We start from the raw sequence: 18,469 nt of genomic DNA on the forward strand, positions 1-18,469 counted from the left end.
AACCATGCTAAAGGACCTGGAGAGCAAAATAGAGATTCTGAGAAAGAACCTTGATGAGGATGAGCTGGAAAAGGTGGTGGCCACGTGGAAGCAAGGACGGTACCTTGACCTACCTCTTGAGAGCGCAGAGCTCCTTCTCGTTAAGGCTGACTACGTCCGCGAGCATGTGGAGCAAGCGGTTCGAAGGCTCTTGAGGCACCTTAGCTCGCGCTACGGTGGAGTGGACATATTCTCGATACGATCCCCGCGCCATGCCTACGGGACAGGGAAGTCCCAGATGGCCGTCCTCATCCGTAATCAGCTGAGGGATCGGGGAATCCCGACCGAGTACCTGGCCGTCGGCGTCAGCAGTGTGATGAGCGGGGACTTCAGGAGCCGCCTGTGGGGGTACAGCGGGCTGAAGGAGGCTGTAATCTTCATAGACGAGGTCGATCTTCTCTTCTCCCCAGAGCTGAAAGAGGAGGATCAGAGGAAGCTGCTGGAGGCGTTCGCGAACATTGTGATTGAGTACAGCGAAAGCCTCTCGGCGCGCGGCGATGTGCATCAGGCTCTCGTGCTCGTGCTGAGCTACAACGCTGAGCGGAGGATCGAGGAGTTCGCGTCGAGCCGGCTGAGTAGGAGGCTGATGCAGGTGCTCCTGAGCGTTGATATCCCATTGTCGAGGGAGGATTTCCGGGAGCTGTTGACGACAGTTTCGGCCCTTTACGCCCACCGTCACAGGTTGAGCGGCCTAGCGCTTTGGCCACTGGTATGCTTCATTAACAGTTACACGAGCTTCCTCGAGAAGGGTTTTAGGGACAGGTCGATCGGCGAGATCGTAACCACCTCTATGAAATACACGCAAATGTTCTGTGAGGGGCTTTCAGCGGTGCGCAGAGTTTCGGAGCAGAACGTCATAGCGATGTGCGGAATACTGCAAAGGCCGTCCCCACAGCTCGGCTCAGTTGTAGAGCAGATAGTCAAGGAGATTTTGGCCAAGCTCGTCCCTAGGTATGAGGTGGAGCTGCCGGAGCAAATGCTTTCGGTGACCTGTACTTTCTCCAGCAGTAGTATCGACGTAAGCGGGTTTAGGACAGACTGCTTTTACAGCATAAAGCTAGGAGCGATCGAAGTGGGGAAGTGCCTCATCGAAGTCACAGCGGCCCGCGAGCTCGATAGCAGGAAGCGGGAGCAGCTGGAGAGGTTCGCCAGCAGGTACCCCACTCTGCTCATACACCTCCTTGAGGGTTTCGAGAAACTGACGGATTACGAGGAGGAGGGCGACTTGTACACCATCAGGATTGACCTTGAACCCTTCAAGTACCCGGCGGCGCTCCGGGAGTTTGCGAGGGAGCAGGCAGACGCCTTGGCCTACGAGCTGGCGAATGATCTCAAGCTAGGCGACTCGATCATAGCTTTCCTGAGGAGGAACTCTATCTCTCTGGCATACAGCTGGCTCGCTCAGCAGAAGGTGAGGGAGGCGCGGGCAGCGCCGACTCGCGCGGAGGCGGAGAGGAAGCAGGCGGAGGCTGTTGGGCTGATGCTGCGAAGCTTCATCGAAAGGCTCGGTTTCGCAAGTGTTACGAAGAGGAGAAAGGATACCGTGAGGAACTGGTTTGCCGAAATCCTGAGATCGTCCCTCGGTTACATTGAGGATTCCGTGCTTGAGTTCCTGCTCATCGAAACGATGAACGGTTGGGCAAGAGAAGGACTCTGCCGCCTCACGGCAAAAGAGGTGCATAGGACGGACTTGTGGAACGATGAGCGCGCGCTAAAGATAGCCTATGACGTCATTACACCAGTGCTACAGAGTAAAACACGCTCACTCGACATGTAGGTGGGGAGAACCTTCCATTCAGCGCTCGTTAAACCTCAACGGACTTCAGGCTCCCGCAGGACACCCCCGCGCCGGATACTCGAAGGAAACCACGCCGCTGGTGGTGCATCGCGCAAGTTGCGTGAGAACGTGAATCCGGTCGCGTAACGATTAACGGATTTCGCGGGCTCCCCCGATTGTATCGTCAGCCAACGGTGTTAACCTTCAATGCTTATAAATTGGCGGGTACAAAGTGCTCGGTCCTGAGATTGGGTAGTAGTGGAAGGATTCCGGGTATGGTTTACATAATGTTCTCATTCATCCCTTGGATCATCTACTGGGTGTTAACCGGTTTGGGCTTGCCCATCGGGGTTCTCCTATCGCTGGCCGCTTCCCTCCTCCTTCTGGTGCCGCAGGTTTTGAGGAGGAATTTCTACTTTATGGATGTTTTCAGCTTCTTTTACTTTCTCGTGGCTTCCATGGTGACTTTCCTGCTTGGGGTGGGCTTCTTTGTGGAGTACAGCGGGTTCGTGGGCTACTCGGCTCTCTCGCTGATGGCTGCGTCCTCTATTGCCCTCGGTGTACCGTTCACGCTTCAGGTTTCTAGGCGGGATTGGCCGGAGGTGTACTGGAGGGATAGGGCGTTCCTGCGGATCAACAACCTTGTTTCAGCCGCGTGGGCGCTTGTCTTTACCACCAACGCGCTGGTCTACCTGCTCCTCAAGCACCCTTACAGCACGGCGGTTTCGAACGTTCTCGTGGTGTTGGGTACTGCTTTCTCGGTGGTGTTCCCGGCGAGAGCTTCAGCCTTCTTCGTCGCGAAGAGGTACGTGGAGCCGCTTGAGAGGTTCGATTGGAAGGTTCGGGTGAGCCCCGGCGCCTCCAAGGGTGAGGATGAGTACGACGTTGTGATCGTGGGGGCGGGCATCGGAGGGTTGGCGTGTGGCAGCTTGCTGGCGAAGTGGGGGTACAGGGTTTTGGTGGTGGAGCAGCACTACCGGGTTGGAGGCTACTGCTCCTCGTTTAGGAGGCTGGGGTTCACGTTCAACACTGGAGTTGAGGATGTGAGCGGGCTTTGGGGGAAGGGACCCATTTCGTACCTGCTCCGCGAGCTGGGGTTGGAGAAGGAGGAGCTGTTCGTGAGGAACAGGACGAGGTTCATCTTCAAGGGAAGGATCATCGAGGCGGAAGGCTTGGAGGAGTTCGTAGAGAAGCTATCGGAGCTGTTCCCCCACGAGAGGGATAACGTGGCCCGCTTCTTCGAGAATGCTCGATGGGCGTACGAGGAGTGCTACCGGGAGGCCGAAGTTTACGGCGTACCGCTCCCGGGCGAGTTGATCGCGAAGGTTTTCGGAGTAGAGAAGCTCGTGGACTACCCGAGGGAGCACCCGCACTTCTACGATTGGATGAGTAAGACGTACAGGCAGAAGCTGGACGAGTACTTCAGGGATGAGGATTTGAAGCTGCTGTTGAGCGCGTTGATCGGCTACGTCGGCGCAGAGCCGGAGAAGGTTTCCGCGGCGAGCGCTCTCACTGCCTGCGTCTCCTACTACCTGCACGGAGGCTACTACCCGAAGGGGGGAGCCCAGAGGTTTGCGAACAGCTTGAGGGATGCCATCGAGAGGAACGGGGGGCGGGTTCTGGTTCGGCAGAGGGTTGACAGGATCCTCGTTGAGAACGGGGAGGTGAAAGGGGTTGCCGCGGGGGGTAGGGTTTTCAGGAGCAGCGTTGTGGTCGCCAACGTGAACGCCAAGACTGCTCTCTTGGAGCTCGTTGGGGAGGAGCACCTGGGTAGAGAGCACGCGGGCTACATCAGGGGGTTGAAGATGTCCCCATCGGCTTTCATGGTCTTCCTGGGGGTTGACATGGACCTATCGGGCTACCCGACGCTCATCAAGGATCTGGACGGGGGCATCGGGGTAGTCATAAACTCCAACGCGGATCCCTCCCTCGCGCCGAAGGGCATGGCCAGCGTCACCATCATAACGCTGGCGAACTACCACGATTTCCCCCCGAGAGGGACGGAGGAATACCTGAGGAGGAAGAGGGAAGTTGCAGACGAGCTGATCCTGAGAGCGGAGAAGGTCATCCCGGGCTTGAGCGAGCGCATCGTTGTCCGGGACGCAGCGACGCCGAAAACCTTCGAGAGGTACACTTCGATGCCGGAGGGTGCGATCTACGCGTTCGACCAGTCGATTGAAACCCGGAGGCCCTTCTTCAAGACGCCCATTAAGGGGTTGTACCTCGTCGGTGCATCAACTTTCCCCGGCGGCGGGGTAGAGGCGGTCGTCATCTCCGGGATCATCTGCGCGAACGATATACGCGGCTGGAGGCTTGAGCGGTAACGTGAGAGACCGTTAACGGCTCGATCCGTGAGGCGTAGGAGCCGGGGGGCTGTTTCAAAACCTATCAAAGGGTACGCTCGATCCATGTTGGGGCGTAACGCTTTTTGCTGCGGGATGAGTTTCATTGTGTGGAAAAAAGGAAGAGTAAAAGGCGGAGGAAGCGCCGTAAGGGGGATGAGTGCGACGACGGTTTCTTCATGCGAGCTGGGATCGCAATCGCATCCCAAGCCCGGGCGGTTTGAAGGATGAGGGGACGCGCTCGCCGAAGGCGTCGACCCCCATGCGAGGGTGTTGAATCACCCCTTGTTAAGCTTTGGAGCCTAGCGGGCTTCACTGCGCTGGCCTCGTCTGGAGCTTGCGTAGGTCGAGCTTGACGCCCTTTTCCAGGGCTTCGGTTACGACCACCTTCCTGCCCTTGTACTTCTCCAGCTGCTCGGGAGTGTAGGGGAACATCTCCAGCGTGAAGGATCCGTCCCAGAGCCTGCTGAGGAGCTCCATGTTCTCGATGAAGCTCCTCCCCCTGAACTTCTCTGAGACGACCACCATGTCGAGATCGCTATCTGCCAGCGGGGTGCCGTAGACTCTCGAGCCGAAGAGGTAGACCTCTCTGACGTCGAGCTCATCCTTCAAGCGCTTGAGGAAGGCTAGGAGCTCCCTCTTCTGCTTCTTCGAGAGCCGCACCCTGTCGAGCTCAGGGAAGGTTTCCACGGCTCCTCACCCACTCTAGGACCCTCTGGGCCGCTGCAAGGCACCTCTCGCAGATCTCCCTCGTGTACGCTTCGCTGGGCACCGTGTTCGCCGCGTTGGGGTACCTCGCCACCGTGTAGTGGGGGGTTTAGGATCCTCAGCTCGTCCATCACCTCCTCGGCGTCGAGAGCCTTCCCGAGCTTCACGAGGTCCTGGCCCCTGGGAGGGAGCCCCGCCTTCATAGCTATGTAGAGGGCCTTCAAAGCCTTCTCCGCCGCTTGGTGGCAGAGGAAAGCGGCTACGCTGTACTCCTCCATATCGAAGTTCTTCCTAGCCTGCCTGAGATTGTGTTTCGCTTCGCTCCACCAATCTAAGGCCTCCTCCCTTACCACTCAGTCATAACCCGACCCACGAGGTTTAAACCTGCTTTTACAGCATTGCGTAGCCTAACGGGGCTTGCGCTCAAGCCGACCCCCGGAGCGGGGAACACGCTTCAGAATTCGCCTCGGAAGCCTCACCCGCCGAGAAGCATTCTACGCTCGGATCCTACACTCCAAGTAAATTCTCAGCAAAGCATACACTCCCTATGGTTTCATCCAGAAGGATTCCGGCTTTTCAAGGCGCGGCCTGTAGCGGATTTAAAGGAGGGTTCGCTCTGAGTGTGAGGTGGGTAGACTGAAAGGTGTAGGGCTTCCTATGGAGTGGGTGGAGAAAGCGGAGGTTTTTCTCGGGGATGCGGAGAGGCACTTGGCGGAAGGGCACTTATGGCTTACGTGCTTCGAGTCCCACCGGGCCGCTGAACTGTACTTGAAATCCCTGATAGTAGCGGTGGGGCTCCACCCTGCACGCGCGATTTGACGGAGCTGCTTGAAGCTCTAAAGAGGGTTGGCTTCACCGCGGGTGAAGGTATCGTGATCGCATCGGAGATCCTGACGCCCCAATACGCCCTGTCCCGGTGCCCGGGGAAGCGCGCCATAAGCTACACGAGGGAGAGGGCGGAGAGGTGCTTGAAATCGGCTAGGTCTATTATCAACTGGGTGAAGGAGGTTGCCGACCCGTGACGAACTCGGGCTGCGCCTGCTCCAGGAGGCGGCAAAGAGGGTAGCGGAGTGGCAGGAGGCGTTCGAGCAGTACGTTGAGGAAGTGCGTAGGAGCGGGCTGGTGAAGGAGCTCTACCTCATCGGCTCCAGAGCGAGGGGGGAGCACCTCCCCTCCAGCGACTTCGACCTCCTGGCAGTCGTGAGCAGGGGTGCGGATCCGTTGGAGGTGGCCGAGAAGCTCAGGTTGCTGAAGAAGAGGAGCTTCCCACTGGATATCGTAGTCCTAACAGAGGAGGAGTTGGAGGACCCCATCTACAGCGAGATGCTCAGAGGAAGGAAGAAGCTCCTGTAGGCCCATCGGGCGCGCGAGAAGCTGAACCGTTGGGCAACCCCGGCGCCAGCGGGCTCGCGACCCCTAGCTGCATCGGCTCCCCGCAGACAGGGCCGCCGCTCAAAGCAGCCCGCTCCCGCAGAGCCCTCGTGGGGTAATAGTCACAGTGCTCCTCACACTTAAGGGCGGTCTCTCCACCGCGTCGCAGGATCAGAGGCTACTGGGTGGCGGTGCCGGCTTCGCGAGCAATAGGAGGTTATCGTGGGGCGGCGCGCCTGTAGATCTGCCCTGCCGCCAGCCCTCGAACGAGTTGCTGTCAGTGTAGGGAAGGTGGCCGGTTATGAGGCGCGCTAACGGGCGTAGCGTCCCCTGGCGTGGAGGATGCGCATCTCGAGCCCTTCTCGAGGGGTTCGTTGCAGGTTACGCTGGTCCCCAGCTCGATCCTTAACGATCTTCTGCCCGCGGTGGGTTGCCCGGCTATCGCTCCAGGCACCCTTTAGAACCAGTACTGGGGGGCTTCGCTCTCCCTAACGACATCCTCGTCGGAGAACCTCCACTTGCCTCTCAAGTCCAGGATCACTATCCCCAGCTCCCCTCCAAGCTTGTCGCTGATCAGCACTTCGTACTCGAGGTGGGAGATCATCACGTCGCACCGAACGGGGCCCACGACCCTATCCTTAGCCTCGGCGAGCACCTCGGCTGCCCCAGGAACTAGGTAGTTCCTCACCGGTCCCCCGGCGGTGCCCACCTCCACTAGGTAGGCGTCCTCCGGCGGTGGCCATAAGCCTAGTTCTAGGGCTAGCCTGCGCGGGATGAGTAGCTGTGGGGTTTCTGCCTCGAAGCTGGAGTTGACGAGCGCGCTGCTAACTACCTCCCTCCCGCTCCTCAGCGACCTTACCCTCAGCTTCACTCTCACCGCCACGATGAGCACCCCTCTTAATCGGGTAGATGTGGCCGATCCTCCTCCTGATCGGGTAAATGTGCCCGATCCTCGCCCTCAACCTGTGAATGCTCATGCACCCTCGAATAACACGCCCCCAGCCACTAATAACTCTACCTAGCCCAGGCCTTGAACGGATCTCCCAACCGGGAAGTGGGGTAAAGCGCGGTTTCACGCTCCGCATCCCTCGTAGACGAGCCTGAACAGTCGACAGCCTACCACCCCCCTCACCGCTCGCAACAGCTTACAGGGGACTTAACATCTCCCGGGCAGTTAATCGTGAAGGTTCTTAAAGTGAAGAAGCTTGTGGGCTACTCGAGGAGGCTCCTGCACATCTATTAAGGCGTATTTCAAGTTGCAACGCTGTCTAATGCTCTAGGCTTGAGTGATCTCGGGTATGGCCGGGCCTGCGCGCGCAGTCGCTGTCCTGGTTTTGTCGAGAAGAGAAAAAGGGTGGTTTTTGATTTTCAGCCGCGGAGCAGTTTTAAGAAATCTTCCAGCTTCACTGCCGGTGTCTTGAGGGGGTTCGCCAGCCCAACTCCGCCCTTGTCCTCCGCTAGCTTCACGACGTGGAACTCCGCGCTTTCGAGCTGGAGGAGGCCGAGGCCCGCGCTCTTCCGGCCGCCGATGCTGAGCCCCACTTCCTTGACGGCTTCCAGCGTTGAAGCTAGCAGCTTGGCTGAGGGCGAGCCGAGCCTCTCCACCTCCCCGACCATCACGAGTGGTACCGACACCTCAGCCTCTGTGGTCTCGACAGTATAGAGGACCCCCTCCTGCACTTTAAGGTCCTTCCTGCTGATGCCGACACCCGGCCTGCGCTGGGTTTGGGCGGTTAGGAGGGTGTCGAGGAAGCGCACGCTGCCGGCTCTCACCTGGTTGCCGAAGAGCTTCCCGATTGGGCAGTGGTAGGCGAGGTACTCGACGAGCATCCAAGCCGGGTCTTCGGGAGCCCTGAGCTCCTCCTCGCTGTAGCCGATGCTGAGGAGCACGCGCTTCACGTCATCGGGCTTGAAGGGCGGGGCTTCCTCACCTCTCAACGCCCTCCCGAAGCCTTCGAGCAGGTCCTTCACGCTGCTCTTCGGTTCGCTGGACAGGGCTACCCTCTCCACGGCCAGCTTCTCGATCTCGCTCAGTGGCATCGAGGGTGCCAGCTTCTCGGCTATCGCCCTGAAAGCCCCCTTCCAGGTGGAGGAGGGTACGAGGAGCCTCCCGAGGCTCCTCAGCCTCAGCGCGTAGAGGACGTTGGCCTCCCTGGCTCCACCGACGTGCACGGGTGTTCTAGCGGTGAACTGCAGCTTCCCGACGAACTTCACCTCGTACGCCACCTACCTCACCCCCAGCAGGCTGGTGTACTCTTCGAGCGGTATGAGGGAGTTCAAGCCGACCACCTTGAAGTCCGCCACGCTGATAGGTAGGCCGGTCCTCAGCGCAGCGGGGTCGCCGCCTGCCTCGGCCAGCACAAGGCTGCCGGGCCTGGCCAGCCTGACGATCGGCCTCATCTTCCCCTGAAGGATGTCCCAGCCGAGCTGCATCGTGATCTCCCTCCCCACCACCCTGCCCACCTTCAGGCTCTCCCCCCTCCACCGGATCCACTCGACCGGGGCTAGCGGGGAGAGGGCAATGAAAGCGCCCCTCTCGGGCACGGGTTTCGCCTCCACGGGGGTTAGGGTGAGGTCGGCCCAGCCGAAGCCCCTCGACTGGCCCCTGCCCACCGCGACTTCGAGCGAGCTGGGGAGGTTGAAGTTGTCCGGCGCGGCCACCCAGGCCCAGAAGGCGGAGCCCTCGGCGATCGCCTCGTAGTCGAAGAGGAGCCCCTTCACCGCCGACGCCCTCTCCTTGCTGATCCCCACGGACGTGGCCCTGAAGGTCCTCAGCCTGTAGCTCCTCAGCCTGCCTCCCTCCGCGTAGACGAAGCGCCCGTGGAGAGGCTCCATCGGCCCACCGTCCCTCGGGCAGACCAGCGGGAACCTGAGCCCGCCTCCCTGCTCAAGCGCCCTAGCGGCCTCCGCGGTCGCGTCCACCCTGTGGTCGCAGCGCTTGCACGCCGCCATGAAGGGCGTTGCCGGCAGCGTCCTCCTCCCGTTGGCGAGCGGGAGGCCCGGCGACGCGAGGAGCGTGGGCTCCTGCGCCTCCCTCCTGAGATCGTCCCTCCCCAGCTTCCCAGCCCTGTAGAGGGCCGTGAGGATCGCCCCCCTCAGCGTCGATCCGGGGATGTAGCTGTGCGGCCTCACGTAGCCCCTCTCAGTCCTCCTCGCCGTGACGATGGCGGGGCTCTTCAGCACCAGCCTAGCCTCGTAGAGCCTCACGGGCCCACCACCCCCACCCAGAGCCAGGATCTGAGCTCCGAGAGCAGCTGCCTCCACTCCTCGCCCACCAGGGCGTCGAGGAGGCCCTCGTCCTCCAGCCTCGCGTCCACCATCGACCGCCTCCCGAACCTCCCGGTCCGCAGCTCGGCTACGGCAAGGAGGAGGAGGGGCAGCAGATCCCTCCCCTCGCCGATCAGCCTCAACTCCCCCTTGAACTCCACACCGGGCGGTAGGTGCTCCATCGAGTACAGCTTACCCCGCTCAGCCGTTAGCGTCCTATCGTTCAGCGAGACCCTCCAGATCACCTCCGTGGCCGCTTCACCCACCAGCTTGAAGTCGCTGACATGCAGGAGCGCACCTTCTCCGCCCGGCCAGCCGAAGAGCTCGCAAACCGAGCAGGCGCGCCCCATCGCCCTGTGCGCTTCAGCGATCCTCGAGGGCTCCACCTCACCGCAGCTGGTGAAGCCGTAGTGGGCGGCGACCCTGCTGGCTGAGCTGCGCAGCGCCCCCTTCACGCTGCTCCCCGGAATGTACAGCTCGTAGCGGTCTCCGACCAGCTTCCTGGCGTGCACCACGTCGGCCCCCATCACCTCGGGGATGCCCCAGCCGACGGTCAGCAGCGTTACAGACCTGAACCTCATGCCGATCCTGATCATCGCGCACCACCCCCGGCGAGCTTGATCATGTTGATCACGTCGGCGAGCGGAGCCACACCGCCCCCCGGCCGGTCGAGCAGCGTCCTGCCTATCAGCTTGGCTAGCGCCCCGTAAGCCTCAGCGAGCTCCTCGCCCACCTCCCTGGACTGCTGCCTGAGAGCGTAGATGTACAGCTTCTCCCTCCAGTACTGGGAGTCGAGCACCTGGCCCCAAGCCCGCATAACAGCGTTCCGCAGCGCCCTCAGCCTCGCCCGCTCTTCTCGACCCAGCACTTCGCCCTCCGGCCTCGAGGCGAGGTAGGCCCTCCCTAGTGCCAGCTTGTGGAGCTCGAAGCTGCGGGGGTTGCTCCAACCAGCCAGCTCGAAGACCGTGCTGAAGAGCGTCTCCCACGCCTCCGGCTGCTTCCCGGGTCTGACGTCGATGAGGTACGGCTGCGCGCTGTCCGCGCGCCTCTCGAGCCTCCTCCTGGCGATCTCGGCGGCGCTTAACCCCATGGCTGCTTCACAGAACCTGTCGGAGATGTAGCACAGCCGCTCAACGGCGCTGCTGCCGGAGGGTGAGCCAGACTCGTAGATGTCGAACACGAGGGCGCCGACCTGGCCGCTGGCACCGCCCATCTTCTTTACACAGTCCTTCGCGGCACGGAGGAGCTCGCCCGCGCAATCGATGAGCGACCAGACGCTCATCGCGACCGGCCCCGCGGCGACCGCCACCGAGAGGCCTCGGGCGAGGCCGAGCTGCCTGCAGAACTCCTCGGCGATGTAGTGGGCCAGGATCGGCGCAGCCCACGAGGGGGCGAGGATCAGGCCGTCGTCGCCGCCCATGTAGATGGTCCCCAGGTAGACCTGCGAGACGGCCTTCTCAGCCTCGTCGCTGCCGGCCACCTCCCTCACCCCCTGGTAGAGCGCCTCGAGCGCCCTGAGGTAGGCCCTCTTGATCGCTACGTCTATGCGGAAGCTCCTCTCGACGGCGTCGGTGAACGAGATGGCCTCGAGCATGAAGGACCCCATCATGTTCCCATCGAACTTCACCACGGCGTAGTTCCTCTTCTGCACCCCCTTCTCCAGCTCCTCGAAATCGTGGCCGGCGATGATCTCCATGATCCTCTTCGAAGCGTCACCCCACCCCCTATCGAACGCCTCGCTCGGGCTGAAGCGTCGCCCGGCCACCTGGATTTGCGACTCCCACTTAGCCCTGAAGTGGAACTCGGAGCCCAGCTTGTAGAGCCTCGCGCAGGTTTCGCAGGTGTCGACCGGCCCCTCCGGCGTCTCCGCCTTCTGCACCGCCGGCGCGCTGTAGCAGAGTCGGCAGAGCCTCTCAACCGGTTGCGCGCTCAAACCGCCCAGCTCGACGCTGTGCTTCTTCAGCGACATAGCTTGGGCCAGTAGGTCGGCAGCTAAGGCGTAGCTGCTCGTGAAGGGTTGCCTCACGCAGTAGATCCTGACGCCTCCCACGAGCCTCTCATACCCTCCGACGAGCTGCTCGACGCGCTCGGCCAAGCTCTCGGGGAGCAGCATCAGCAGGGTGCCGCCGCCCGAGTAGATCACGGCCTCTGGCGGGAGGCGCACGCCTTTGGTTCTGAGGTACATCGGGAGGTGGGCGTGGACGATGAGGTCGATCAGGTAGCTCGCCGCCGAGACAACCCTGATCTCCTGGCTCCTGTAGATGAACTCCTGCACGGAGCCGATATCGATCAGGACGAGCGAGAGCCCCGCGGGCGCAGCACCTTCGCGCCCCACCAGCTCCTCCCTGCCCAGCGCGGCAACCTTCTCGAGGAACTCCTGCGTGAGCTCCCTAACGGGGTCCTCGAGAGCGACGCCCTCCCTCCTCAGCAGCTCGATACTCCTGTAAGCCCTCCGCCAGAACTCCCAGTCGTCCCTTGAGACCCCGAGTAGCTTCTCCATCCTGGCCAGCTTCTCCCCGAGCAGCTTATCCACAAGCTCCGCCAAGCGGTCGGCGGCCGCTGCCAGCCGGTCGGCCTGGTTCAAGCTGCTCGCGGCGATGTGGTGCTCCCTGACGAGCCTAGCGATCGCCTCCACCTCGTCGTTGGGGAGCAGGCCGCCCAGGAGTTTGCGCGCGAGATCCTCTGACGCTTCGTAGTGCCTCTCTGGGTCCACAGCCTTACCGAGGTCGTGCAGAAGGGCGGCCAGCCTCACCCTCGCCTGCTGGAGCTCGTCAGCCCCGCGGAGGTGCTCGAGGGCCCAAGCCAAGGCCGATGTGAGGAGGGAGTGCGCCACGAGGCTCGAGGTGTTGAAGCCCGGCCTCGTGTCGGCGGGGAACTTCAGCCAAAGCCCGAGAACCAGCTCCGAGGTTCTCTCCTCGAAGAGCTCCTCGATCTGCCTGAAGTCCGCGCTCCGCAGGTTCGCCACGTACTCGGCGAAGATGTAGGGGTTCTCCACCGCCTCTTTAACGGCCCTCCTCTCCATGAGGCCCTCGGGCAGGAGCAGGTAGAGTGCGTTAGCCTTCAGCGGCGTCGGGGCCACGGGGGAGGCCTCCATGATGAGAGGCGACCTCAGCAGGAGCACAATCGCGTCCGCCGTCTTCCAGAGCAGCTCCCGCTCGCTCACCCCCGCCCGGCGCCAGGCGCCGACGAGGCGCTCCAGCAGGGTTCTCAGCAGGGATAGGAGCTCCTCGAACTCCCTACGGTCGCCGTCGGTGACACGCCTCACGCTGACCGGCTGGTCCCTCTCCCACACTGGGACGCGCAGCCCCCTGTACACCGGGTAGGGCTCCCTAAACTCAAGCTTCAAGATGCTCAAGCGCCCCCACCTCGTCCACGTCCAGGAGCTCGCCCCCGTACGTGGTTCTAACCAGCTTCACCAGCCCGGCGACCAATCTGCCCAGCACCTCGCCCTCAGCGCCGCCCCCAGGGGGTATCTCGAGCCCATCCACCTTCAAGGGTTGGGAGAAGGGGGCCAGCTCCAGCTTCTGCAGCTCGTACCTCACAACCCCAAAGACGTGGGGTAGATCACGCCTGTACTTCAGCTTGCCGAGCAGGACGGGCTTGCCAACCCTTGAGTCCCTCAGCCCCATCCCGTAGAGGAGGAGCCCGAGCTCCACCGGCTCAAGGCTTCTGAACGTTACCGAGCCCTTGAACACGCTCCCCGGCTTAACCGCCTCCAGCTTTTCACCCGTGGGCAGGTTCAGCCTCTCCGTCTCAACCCTCTCGCCAACGAAGTCGCTGAAGCTGACGAGCCCCTGCAGCCCTGCGGTCCCGAAGAGGTCGCAGAGCAGGCAGACCTCGCACTCCTCCCAACCCCCGGTGCAGTCGCACGGGGACCCCCGTTCCTCCCTCAAGGACTCCTCCCAGATCCTGTAGTGCCTCCAGCCCTGCTGGCCCCTAGCGGGGGGCCTGCCCGCTCCGCTAGCCCTGATGAAGCAGGACCTGAACCCCTCCCTTCCCCGCGCGAAGCTGAGCTCCAGCCTGCTCCTCACGTTCCCCTTCACGCTGCTGGCCGGTACAACGAGGCCTCGGGCGGTGGCCGAGAACGGCTGGTGGTCCAGCGAGATTGCCTTACTTAGCTCCGCGACCACAGCCTCCAGCTCCCTCCTCACCCGAGCTTGGCGGGCCTTGGCGAGCAGCCGCTCCTCAATCGCGAGCCTCAGGAAGCCCGAGCCGACGTAGAGGTAGCTGTCGACCTCGTCCCCCACCCCCCTCGAGCAGGTCCTCAACGCCAGTTGCAGCCTGCCCGCCAACCCCTCCAGGCGGCTCCTATCCTTCGGCTTGCGCCTCACAACGCTAAGCGAGGGCTGCACGGTCCCACACCTCCTCCAGCTTCGATAGCGCGCGCCAAGCGTTGTCACCCGACGCCTTCAACCACCCATCGTACCGCTGGGCTAGGCCCGCCAAGTCGACCTCAACGTCCCTCTCGTCCACGGCCAGGAGCTTCGTGCCGCTGACCGTGCCGCCGGTGACCGAGAAGGAGAGGTTCTCGACCCGAACCTCACCGAAGCCTCTCGTCTTGAACCCGCCGACCCTCACCCAACCCTCGTGAAGCATCTTGAGGATCTTGGCCAGGAGGCCGAGCGCGTAGTTCGGGAGGTTCGTAGCCCTCACCGTGAGCTTGAACCTGGCGCCGGGCTCGACGAACTCGACCTGGTAGAGAGCACCACGGTACACGGCGCCCGTCCTCCTGTCGATCGCGATCCCCGTCCTAACCCCGAGGGGGACCTCGAGCAGCTGCCCCTTCTCGTCGAGCGGGTAAGCGTCGCTGAACTCCACGTGCCCGGTGAAGGAGGGGGCGCCGAACATCTTGCAGAGGAGGCACGCGTCCTCGTGGAAAACCCTGAAGGCCCCGGGCTCATCCCCCTCCCTCTGCCTCTCCTGGATAAATTTCAGCAGGCTGGTTCCGTACTTCGGGCTCTCCCAGTCCATGCACGTATCCCCGCTCAACCCGCTGCAGACGGTCAACCCCTTGGCCCTCGCCAGCTGGATGGCGGTGCTCCTGAAGACCCCCTTCAGGCTGCTCCCCGGGATGTAGGGGACGCTCCTACCGCCCAGGTGGATCCTTATGACGGCCAGGTCGACTGCGCTGCCAAGCGGCGGCTCCCTGCCTGTTCCGACGCGGAGGGGGGTCTCGTTGACCAGCCAGCCCTCGATCACGGCGAGGCGGAGCAGCAGCCTGTGCGAGCTCCAGGGCACCGGCTGGCTCATCGGCCACCACCCCCGATAGCCCCCCTAAGGGTCACTTCGAGCCTACCGTCCCTGATCTCGTAGACCCTGTACTCCCCCTTTACGAGCTTCAGGAGCCCGTAGCCGATCGTCTTCCTGGCCCCAACTTGCACCATCCCCTGCTGCAAGAAATCGAGGAGCTGCCTGAGCAGCCGACCCCTCTCCTCCTCGGGCTCGGGGAAGAGCTTGATGTTGATGACGTCCATCCTGAACGCCCACTCAACGCCGGGGGCTACCTGCTCCTCCGTGTACAGGATCCCAGGCTTCACCCCCCTAAAGTCCCTGCTGATCCCCACACCCGTCTTAACGAATAGCGGGGGCTCACCCACGGGATAGGCGTCGTAGACCTTCACGTGCCCCGCCAGGTAGGTGTTACCGAAAATCCCGCAGATAACGCAGAAATCCAAGCTATCCTTTTCCTTTTCTATCGCTACCCAGTCCCAGGGGTCGTGGATGCTGTAGCCTTGAGCCCTGGCGATGGACTCGGCGAGGCTCCTCAGCGAGCCCTTGAGGCTGCTTCCCGGGATGTAGGGCACGCTCCTACCTCTGATGCTTATTCTGAGAGGCGCAATGTCAACCGCGCTGCCGAGCGGTGGCTCCCTGCCGACTCCCACGCGCAGAGGAGTCTCGTTGACCAGAAGGCCCTCAACCACTGTGAGCAGCTTAAGCTTGTCAAAGTCCCTGTAGTCGGGCAAGGGCTTCACCGGCCCGCTAGCCGCCTGAGCAGCTCCTCGAGCGTCGCCTGCTCCGGCCTCAACCCCCTCGGCGGCGCGGTTATCGCCTCGTAAACCCACTTCGCGAAACCCAGCATCTTCCTGGCATGCTCCTTTCCAGCATTCTTCTCGTATAAGTCTAGCATCGCTTGGTTCACGATCCTAGCCATCGTCCTCCCTGTGCCAAGCCTCTCAGCCTGCCTGAGCGCGAAGGCCGCTGTGGCGAGAAGCGCCTCCCTGCTCTCGACTGAATCGAGTGAAGCGATAAGGTTCTCAAGCTGAGCCGAACGAACGTTCTCAAGCCTCGCCGCCAAACCTACACGAGCCCCCCAGTCGAGAAGAAGCTTCTCATCAATAACGGTTTTCTGAGGGGTGCTCACGAAAGAATACTGCGGGAATCTATTATATAAATTCAACGCCATTCTTCTTTTAGATAGAGTTCATGATGACAGAGCCCTTCACAGCGAAGTTCTTCTATGAACTTTCACGGATAATCTTAGATTTTTGATTTTTAGGTGGAAAATACAGTGAGTACGCCGGGAAAGACAAACCGTTCCCTAGGATCTACCGATGAGCTCTCAGCTCCAGAAATTCTATGGGTATTCTTCCAGAAGAGGAGAAAGGCTTAAAAAAGAATTGATTCTTGACGCCGAGGGGGGCGCTAAAGGGGGTTTCCCGGGACCACGATGTGGCATATATTCAGTTAGAGGAGCCGTATAGGCTCGTGAATGTATCGGGGGAGTTCGTGAATTGGCGTTAGTACCCGCTCCGAAATTTATCAGCGTCGGGTCGCGCGCTACCCCGGTTTTCCGGGATGGTGCGGGCGGAGCACGGCTGGGAGTTCTTCATCCTACGTTAGTATAGCTCCGTCAGACTGCTCTGAGGAGTTTGACCTGGATTTGAGGGAGAGGGAGGACCGTCTCCTTTAGTTCCTCGCGCTCCCTTGTTCAGTGAGAAGATCCCAGCTGAAATGGTTAAGTGAGCGTTTAGAGAGTCTGTCAGAAAGGTGTAGCCTGCTCGGGAGTTCTCCAACTGCGAAGAAACTATGCGTGTCGTAGGAGCATTACAGCACCTTCAAACCCAGTGTCGATGGAAAGCTCCAGCTCAATGCTTTCAACCAGCAGGTTGAGCAACTTCAGCTTGAGTACCGGGTACTCGTGCACCAGTCCCTTAGCGTAGCTCCAGCAGCTTATGGGCTTATAGAGCCTCCCCACCATTCGAGCACCTCTGCGATGTCCTCGCCGATCTTTGCCGCTAAGGCGTGCCTCGGCCTCTCCTCAAACTCTCTGAGCGCCGCGATAACTTCGTTAAGCGACGCGTTGACTCCGACGAGTTGGCCGTGGGCGAAGACAGCGTACTTTCCTCTATGCTCCTTCAAGAGCTTCTGCTTCTCCCTAACGTACGCCGCGTTGTTGGCATCCGGCTCAGCCCAAGCGGGTTTCTGCGAGAGCCATAGCTCTATAGCTTCCTCCAAGGCTTGAGAGAGCGTTAACCCCTTCTTAATGGCTTCAGCTTTAAATCCTCGAAGCTTTTTCTCGTCAATCTTCCTAATCACTAGGGTCATGGACTTCACCTAGGTGAACTATGATAGAAAGCCTTGTTGCTCGACAACACAAAAGGAGCTGTTTCCGCTAGTTGCTTAGCGCGAAGTTAGTCGATTACAGTGGAGAGGGGTTGCTCGATGTGCTCAGATTAGGGTTGGCATGACGCTACCGTGTCCGCACGCACAATCTTAGAAAGGGTTTTCGAGCTCGAGAAGGGTGGGTGACACGAGATGCCTGGAAGCCTTTGCGAGACTCGGCATCCTCAGCGACTGGGTACACGCGGAATTGAGGCTGAACAACTCGTCTTAAGCTTCTGTCAGAGGAGGAACTCGAGCCCCCTATAGACCTGCATAGCATAAAGTCGATGGTTATAGCAATTATGATTCAAGTCAGCAGGAGGATGCGGCGGCTTCTAGACGTTTTGAAGAAGAGGTTGTCCGCGAGAAGCTGCGACGAGGTTCTGCAGAAACTCTTAGCCGAGAAGATGGGTGTTCCAACCACAATGTTTGGCTCAAACCCTAAACTGTCCAGCCTTTGGAGAGGAGGACGAGGTAGAGTATGTGTTACGAGTACGTGATCAGCGCGTACGCTCGGTTAGAGTGCTTAAGAGGTTCGAGGGCAGGGGGGTGGCAGGACGATACATCGAGAAGGAGGGCTCAGCTACATCAACAGTGGTTATCGCAGAGCTGGACGGGGAGCTGCTCAAGGTGGTTGAGAGGGGGAGGCGATTGAGGGTTGGAAAGCTAAGCTGGAGTTCGTCAGGGCTGCCACCGATGTTGCGGATTCGTCGTTCGACGTCTCCGTGCTCGCAGGCAAGATAGACGTTGAGAGAAAAAGGAGGGTAGTGAACTGGGGGTAGCCGGCCCTACCATACCGGCAATAGCCTGGGCGTCTAACGCAAAGGTTGTTACTAGGGATGAGCATTTTCGCAGACCAGATAGACGAAGTTGTAATGGTAGGATAGCGAGCACTTAGAGCGCTCACCCCGATTACCGCAGGGTTCTCGTCCTGCAGCTTTACTCCCCGGTGGACAGGGAAGTTGGGCAGAAACGGTGGCGCAAAGCGAAGCACTCTAGATCACTCCTGTGATTCTTTCGGGTGAGCGTCGAAGGCCTAGTGGCGGAATCACGCTTCATCTATTCTCTGCTGCGTGAATGGGGGTAGCGAGTTTCGCGTGAGGGGCTGCAGTGTAGCTTGCCCGCGGCTCGCAATGCCAGTGATGAAAGTGGCGGTTGACGTGGTTAGATACGCTTATATGCTCAAAAGAGCTTGATTAAACGTGGCCGAGGGCGGTTACGGAAGCTCTTTCTGCGCTACGACTTGGGGTAACCCGGCTTCCTGGAGGTTGGCTAACTACGTGAATGGAGGATTGAGCGATACGGGTTTCTCAACACTAGGGATGCTGCAGAAGCTTGAGAAGCCGCGGATGCCGGTGCTCGT

At 60.8% G+C, this 18,469-nt stretch carries 19 protein-coding genes and 1 pseudogene; 6 read left to right on the forward strand and 14 right to left on the reverse strand.

Features of this window, described 5'->3' with window-relative positions; genetic code table 11:
- Positions 1–4 precede the first annotated feature (4 nt).
- Entirely contained in the window at positions 5–1,816 is a 1,812-nt protein-coding gene (locus QXF46_06305) for a hypothetical protein (GenBank protein MEM0226472.1), read from the forward strand.
- A gap of 218 nt (positions 1,817–2,034) precedes the next feature.
- On the forward strand, positions 2,035–4,140 hold the full coding sequence (locus tag QXF46_06310; GenBank protein ID MEM0226473.1) for an NAD(P)/FAD-dependent oxidoreductase: 2,106 nt from the start codon (positions 2,035–2,037) through the stop codon (positions 4,138–4,140).
- 330 nt (positions 4,141–4,470) lie between these two features.
- On the opposite strand, the gene QXF46_06315 is transcribed toward QXF46_06310, so the two are convergent.
- Entirely contained in the window at positions 4,471–4,848 is a 378-nt protein-coding gene (locus tag QXF46_06315; protein MEM0226474.1) for a nucleotidyltransferase domain-containing protein, read from the reverse strand.
- Complete coding sequence (locus QXF46_06320) at positions 4,785–5,219, reverse strand: HEPN domain-containing protein (protein ID MEM0226475.1); 435 nt, start codon at positions 5,217–5,219, stop codon at positions 4,785–4,787. The genes QXF46_06315 and QXF46_06320 overlap by 64 nt, the downstream gene beginning before the upstream one ends.
- A gap of 304 nt (positions 5,220–5,523) precedes the next feature.
- Between QXF46_06320 and QXF46_06325 the strand changes: the two are divergent.
- Together QXF46_06325 and QXF46_06330 are read left to right on the forward strand one after the other, a co-directional pair.
- Positions 5,524–5,888, forward strand: a pseudogene (locus tag QXF46_06325) (HEPN domain-containing protein).
- Complete coding sequence (locus tag QXF46_06330) at positions 5,875–6,219, forward strand: nucleotidyltransferase domain-containing protein (GenBank protein MEM0226476.1); 345 nt, start codon at positions 5,875–5,877, stop codon at positions 6,217–6,219. Before QXF46_06325 ends, QXF46_06330 begins: the two are co-directional and overlap by 14 nt.
- Positions 6,220–6,694: 475 nt before the next feature.
- Here the strand turns inward: QXF46_06330 and QXF46_06335 are convergent, their stop codons facing one another.
- The 12 genes from QXF46_06335 to QXF46_06390 all read right to left on the reverse strand — a co-directional run bounded on the left by QXF46_06335 (position 6,695) and on the right by QXF46_06390 (position 17,049).
- Positions 6,695–7,120: a hypothetical protein gene (locus QXF46_06335; GenBank protein MEM0226477.1), complete on the reverse strand. Its 426-nt coding sequence runs from the start codon at positions 7,118–7,120 to the stop codon at positions 6,695–6,697.
- Positions 7,062–7,214, reverse strand: a complete 153-nt coding sequence (locus tag QXF46_06340) for a hypothetical protein (protein MEM0226478.1) — start codon at positions 7,212–7,214, stop codon at positions 7,062–7,064. The genes QXF46_06335 and QXF46_06340 overlap by 59 nt, the downstream gene beginning before the upstream one ends.
- A 391-nt stretch (positions 7,215–7,605) precedes the next feature.
- Positions 7,606–8,463, reverse strand: a complete 858-nt coding sequence (locus QXF46_06345; GenBank protein MEM0226479.1) for an RAMP superfamily CRISPR-associated protein — start codon at positions 8,461–8,463, stop codon at positions 7,606–7,608.
- On the reverse strand, positions 8,464–9,501 hold the full coding sequence (locus QXF46_06350) for a hypothetical protein (GenBank protein MEM0226480.1): 1,038 nt from the start codon (positions 9,499–9,501) through the stop codon (positions 8,464–8,466).
- On the reverse strand, positions 9,441–10,100 hold the full coding sequence (locus tag QXF46_06355; protein ID MEM0226481.1) for an RAMP superfamily CRISPR-associated protein: 660 nt from the start codon (positions 10,098–10,100) through the stop codon (positions 9,441–9,443). The genes QXF46_06350 and QXF46_06355 overlap by 61 nt, the downstream gene beginning before the upstream one ends.
- Positions 10,097–12,859: an HD domain-containing protein gene (locus QXF46_06360; GenBank protein MEM0226482.1), complete on the reverse strand. Its 2,763-nt coding sequence runs from the start codon at positions 12,857–12,859 to the stop codon at positions 10,097–10,099. Before QXF46_06360 ends, QXF46_06355 begins: the two co-directional genes overlap by 4 nt.
- Entirely contained in the window at positions 12,840–13,856 is a 1,017-nt protein-coding gene (locus tag QXF46_06365) for an RAMP superfamily CRISPR-associated protein (GenBank protein MEM0226483.1), read from the reverse strand. Before QXF46_06365 ends, QXF46_06360 begins: the two co-directional genes overlap by 20 nt.
- Positions 13,840–14,754 (reverse strand): CRISPR-associated RAMP protein Csx7, encoded by a 915-nt coding sequence (csx7, locus tag QXF46_06370; GenBank protein MEM0226484.1) that lies wholly within the window; start codon positions 14,752–14,754, stop codon positions 13,840–13,842. The genes QXF46_06365 and csx7 overlap by 17 nt, the downstream gene beginning before the upstream one ends.
- Entirely contained in the window at positions 14,751–15,476 is a 726-nt protein-coding gene (locus tag QXF46_06375; GenBank protein ID MEM0226485.1) for an RAMP superfamily CRISPR-associated protein, read from the reverse strand. The genes csx7 and QXF46_06375 overlap by 4 nt, the downstream gene beginning before the upstream one ends.
- Positions 15,473–15,865 carry a hypothetical protein gene (locus QXF46_06380; protein MEM0226486.1) on the reverse strand — a complete coding sequence of 131 codons (393 nt, stop codon included), beginning with the start codon at positions 15,863–15,865 and terminating at the stop codon, positions 15,473–15,475. The genes QXF46_06375 and QXF46_06380 overlap by 4 nt, the downstream gene beginning before the upstream one ends.
- A gap of 663 nt (positions 15,866–16,528) precedes the next feature.
- Entirely contained in the window at positions 16,529–16,699 is a 171-nt protein-coding gene (locus QXF46_06385; GenBank protein ID MEM0226487.1) for a hypothetical protein, read from the reverse strand.
- Positions 16,675–17,049 (reverse strand): hypothetical protein, encoded by a 375-nt coding sequence (locus QXF46_06390; GenBank protein MEM0226488.1) that lies wholly within the window; start codon positions 17,047–17,049, stop codon positions 16,675–16,677. The genes QXF46_06385 and QXF46_06390 overlap by 25 nt, the downstream gene beginning before the upstream one ends.
- Before the next feature lie 344 nt (positions 17,050–17,393).
- On the opposite strand from QXF46_06390, the gene QXF46_06395 reads away from it, so the two are divergent.
- Both QXF46_06395 and QXF46_06400 read left to right on the forward strand, forming a co-directional pair.
- The gene (locus QXF46_06395) at positions 17,394–17,606 is read left to right on the forward strand and encodes a hypothetical protein (GenBank protein MEM0226489.1); all 213 of its coding nucleotides are present in this window, start codon (positions 17,394–17,396) and stop codon (positions 17,604–17,606) included.
- A complete protein-coding gene (locus QXF46_06400; protein MEM0226490.1) occupies positions 17,590–17,850 on the forward strand; it encodes a hypothetical protein in 261 nt (86 codons plus the stop codon). Before QXF46_06395 ends, QXF46_06400 begins: the two co-directional genes overlap by 17 nt.
- Positions 17,851–18,469: the final 619 nt, after the last annotated feature.

The organism is Thermofilaceae archaeon, from assembly GCA_038731975.1.
Taxonomy (GTDB): Archaea; Thermoproteota; Thermoprotei; order Thermofilales; family Thermofilaceae; genus JANXEW01.

Excerpts from the sequence above, each read along its gene's own strand:
- QXF46_06305 (MEM0226472.1), top strand. The coding sequence starts at position 5 with ATGCTAAAGGACCTGGAGAGCAAAATAGAGATTCTGAGAAAGAACCTT.
- csx7 (MEM0226484.1), bottom strand. The coding sequence starts at position 14,754 with ATGAGCCAGCCGGTGCCCTGGAGCTCGCACAGGCTGCTGCTCCGCCTC.
- QXF46_06340 (MEM0226478.1), bottom strand. The coding sequence starts at position 7,214 with ATGAGCATTCACAGGTTGAGGGCGAGGATCGGGCACATTTACCCGATC.
- QXF46_06390 (MEM0226488.1), bottom strand. The coding sequence starts at position 17,049 with ATGACCCTAGTGATTAGGAAGATTGACGAGAAAAAGCTTCGAGGATTT.
- QXF46_06355 (MEM0226481.1), bottom strand. The coding sequence starts at position 10,100 with ATGATCAGGATCGGCATGAGGTTCAGGTCTGTAACGCTGCTGACCGTC.
- QXF46_06395 (MEM0226489.1), top strand. The coding sequence starts at position 17,394 with ATGGTTATAGCAATTATGATTCAAGTCAGCAGGAGGATGCGGCGGCTT.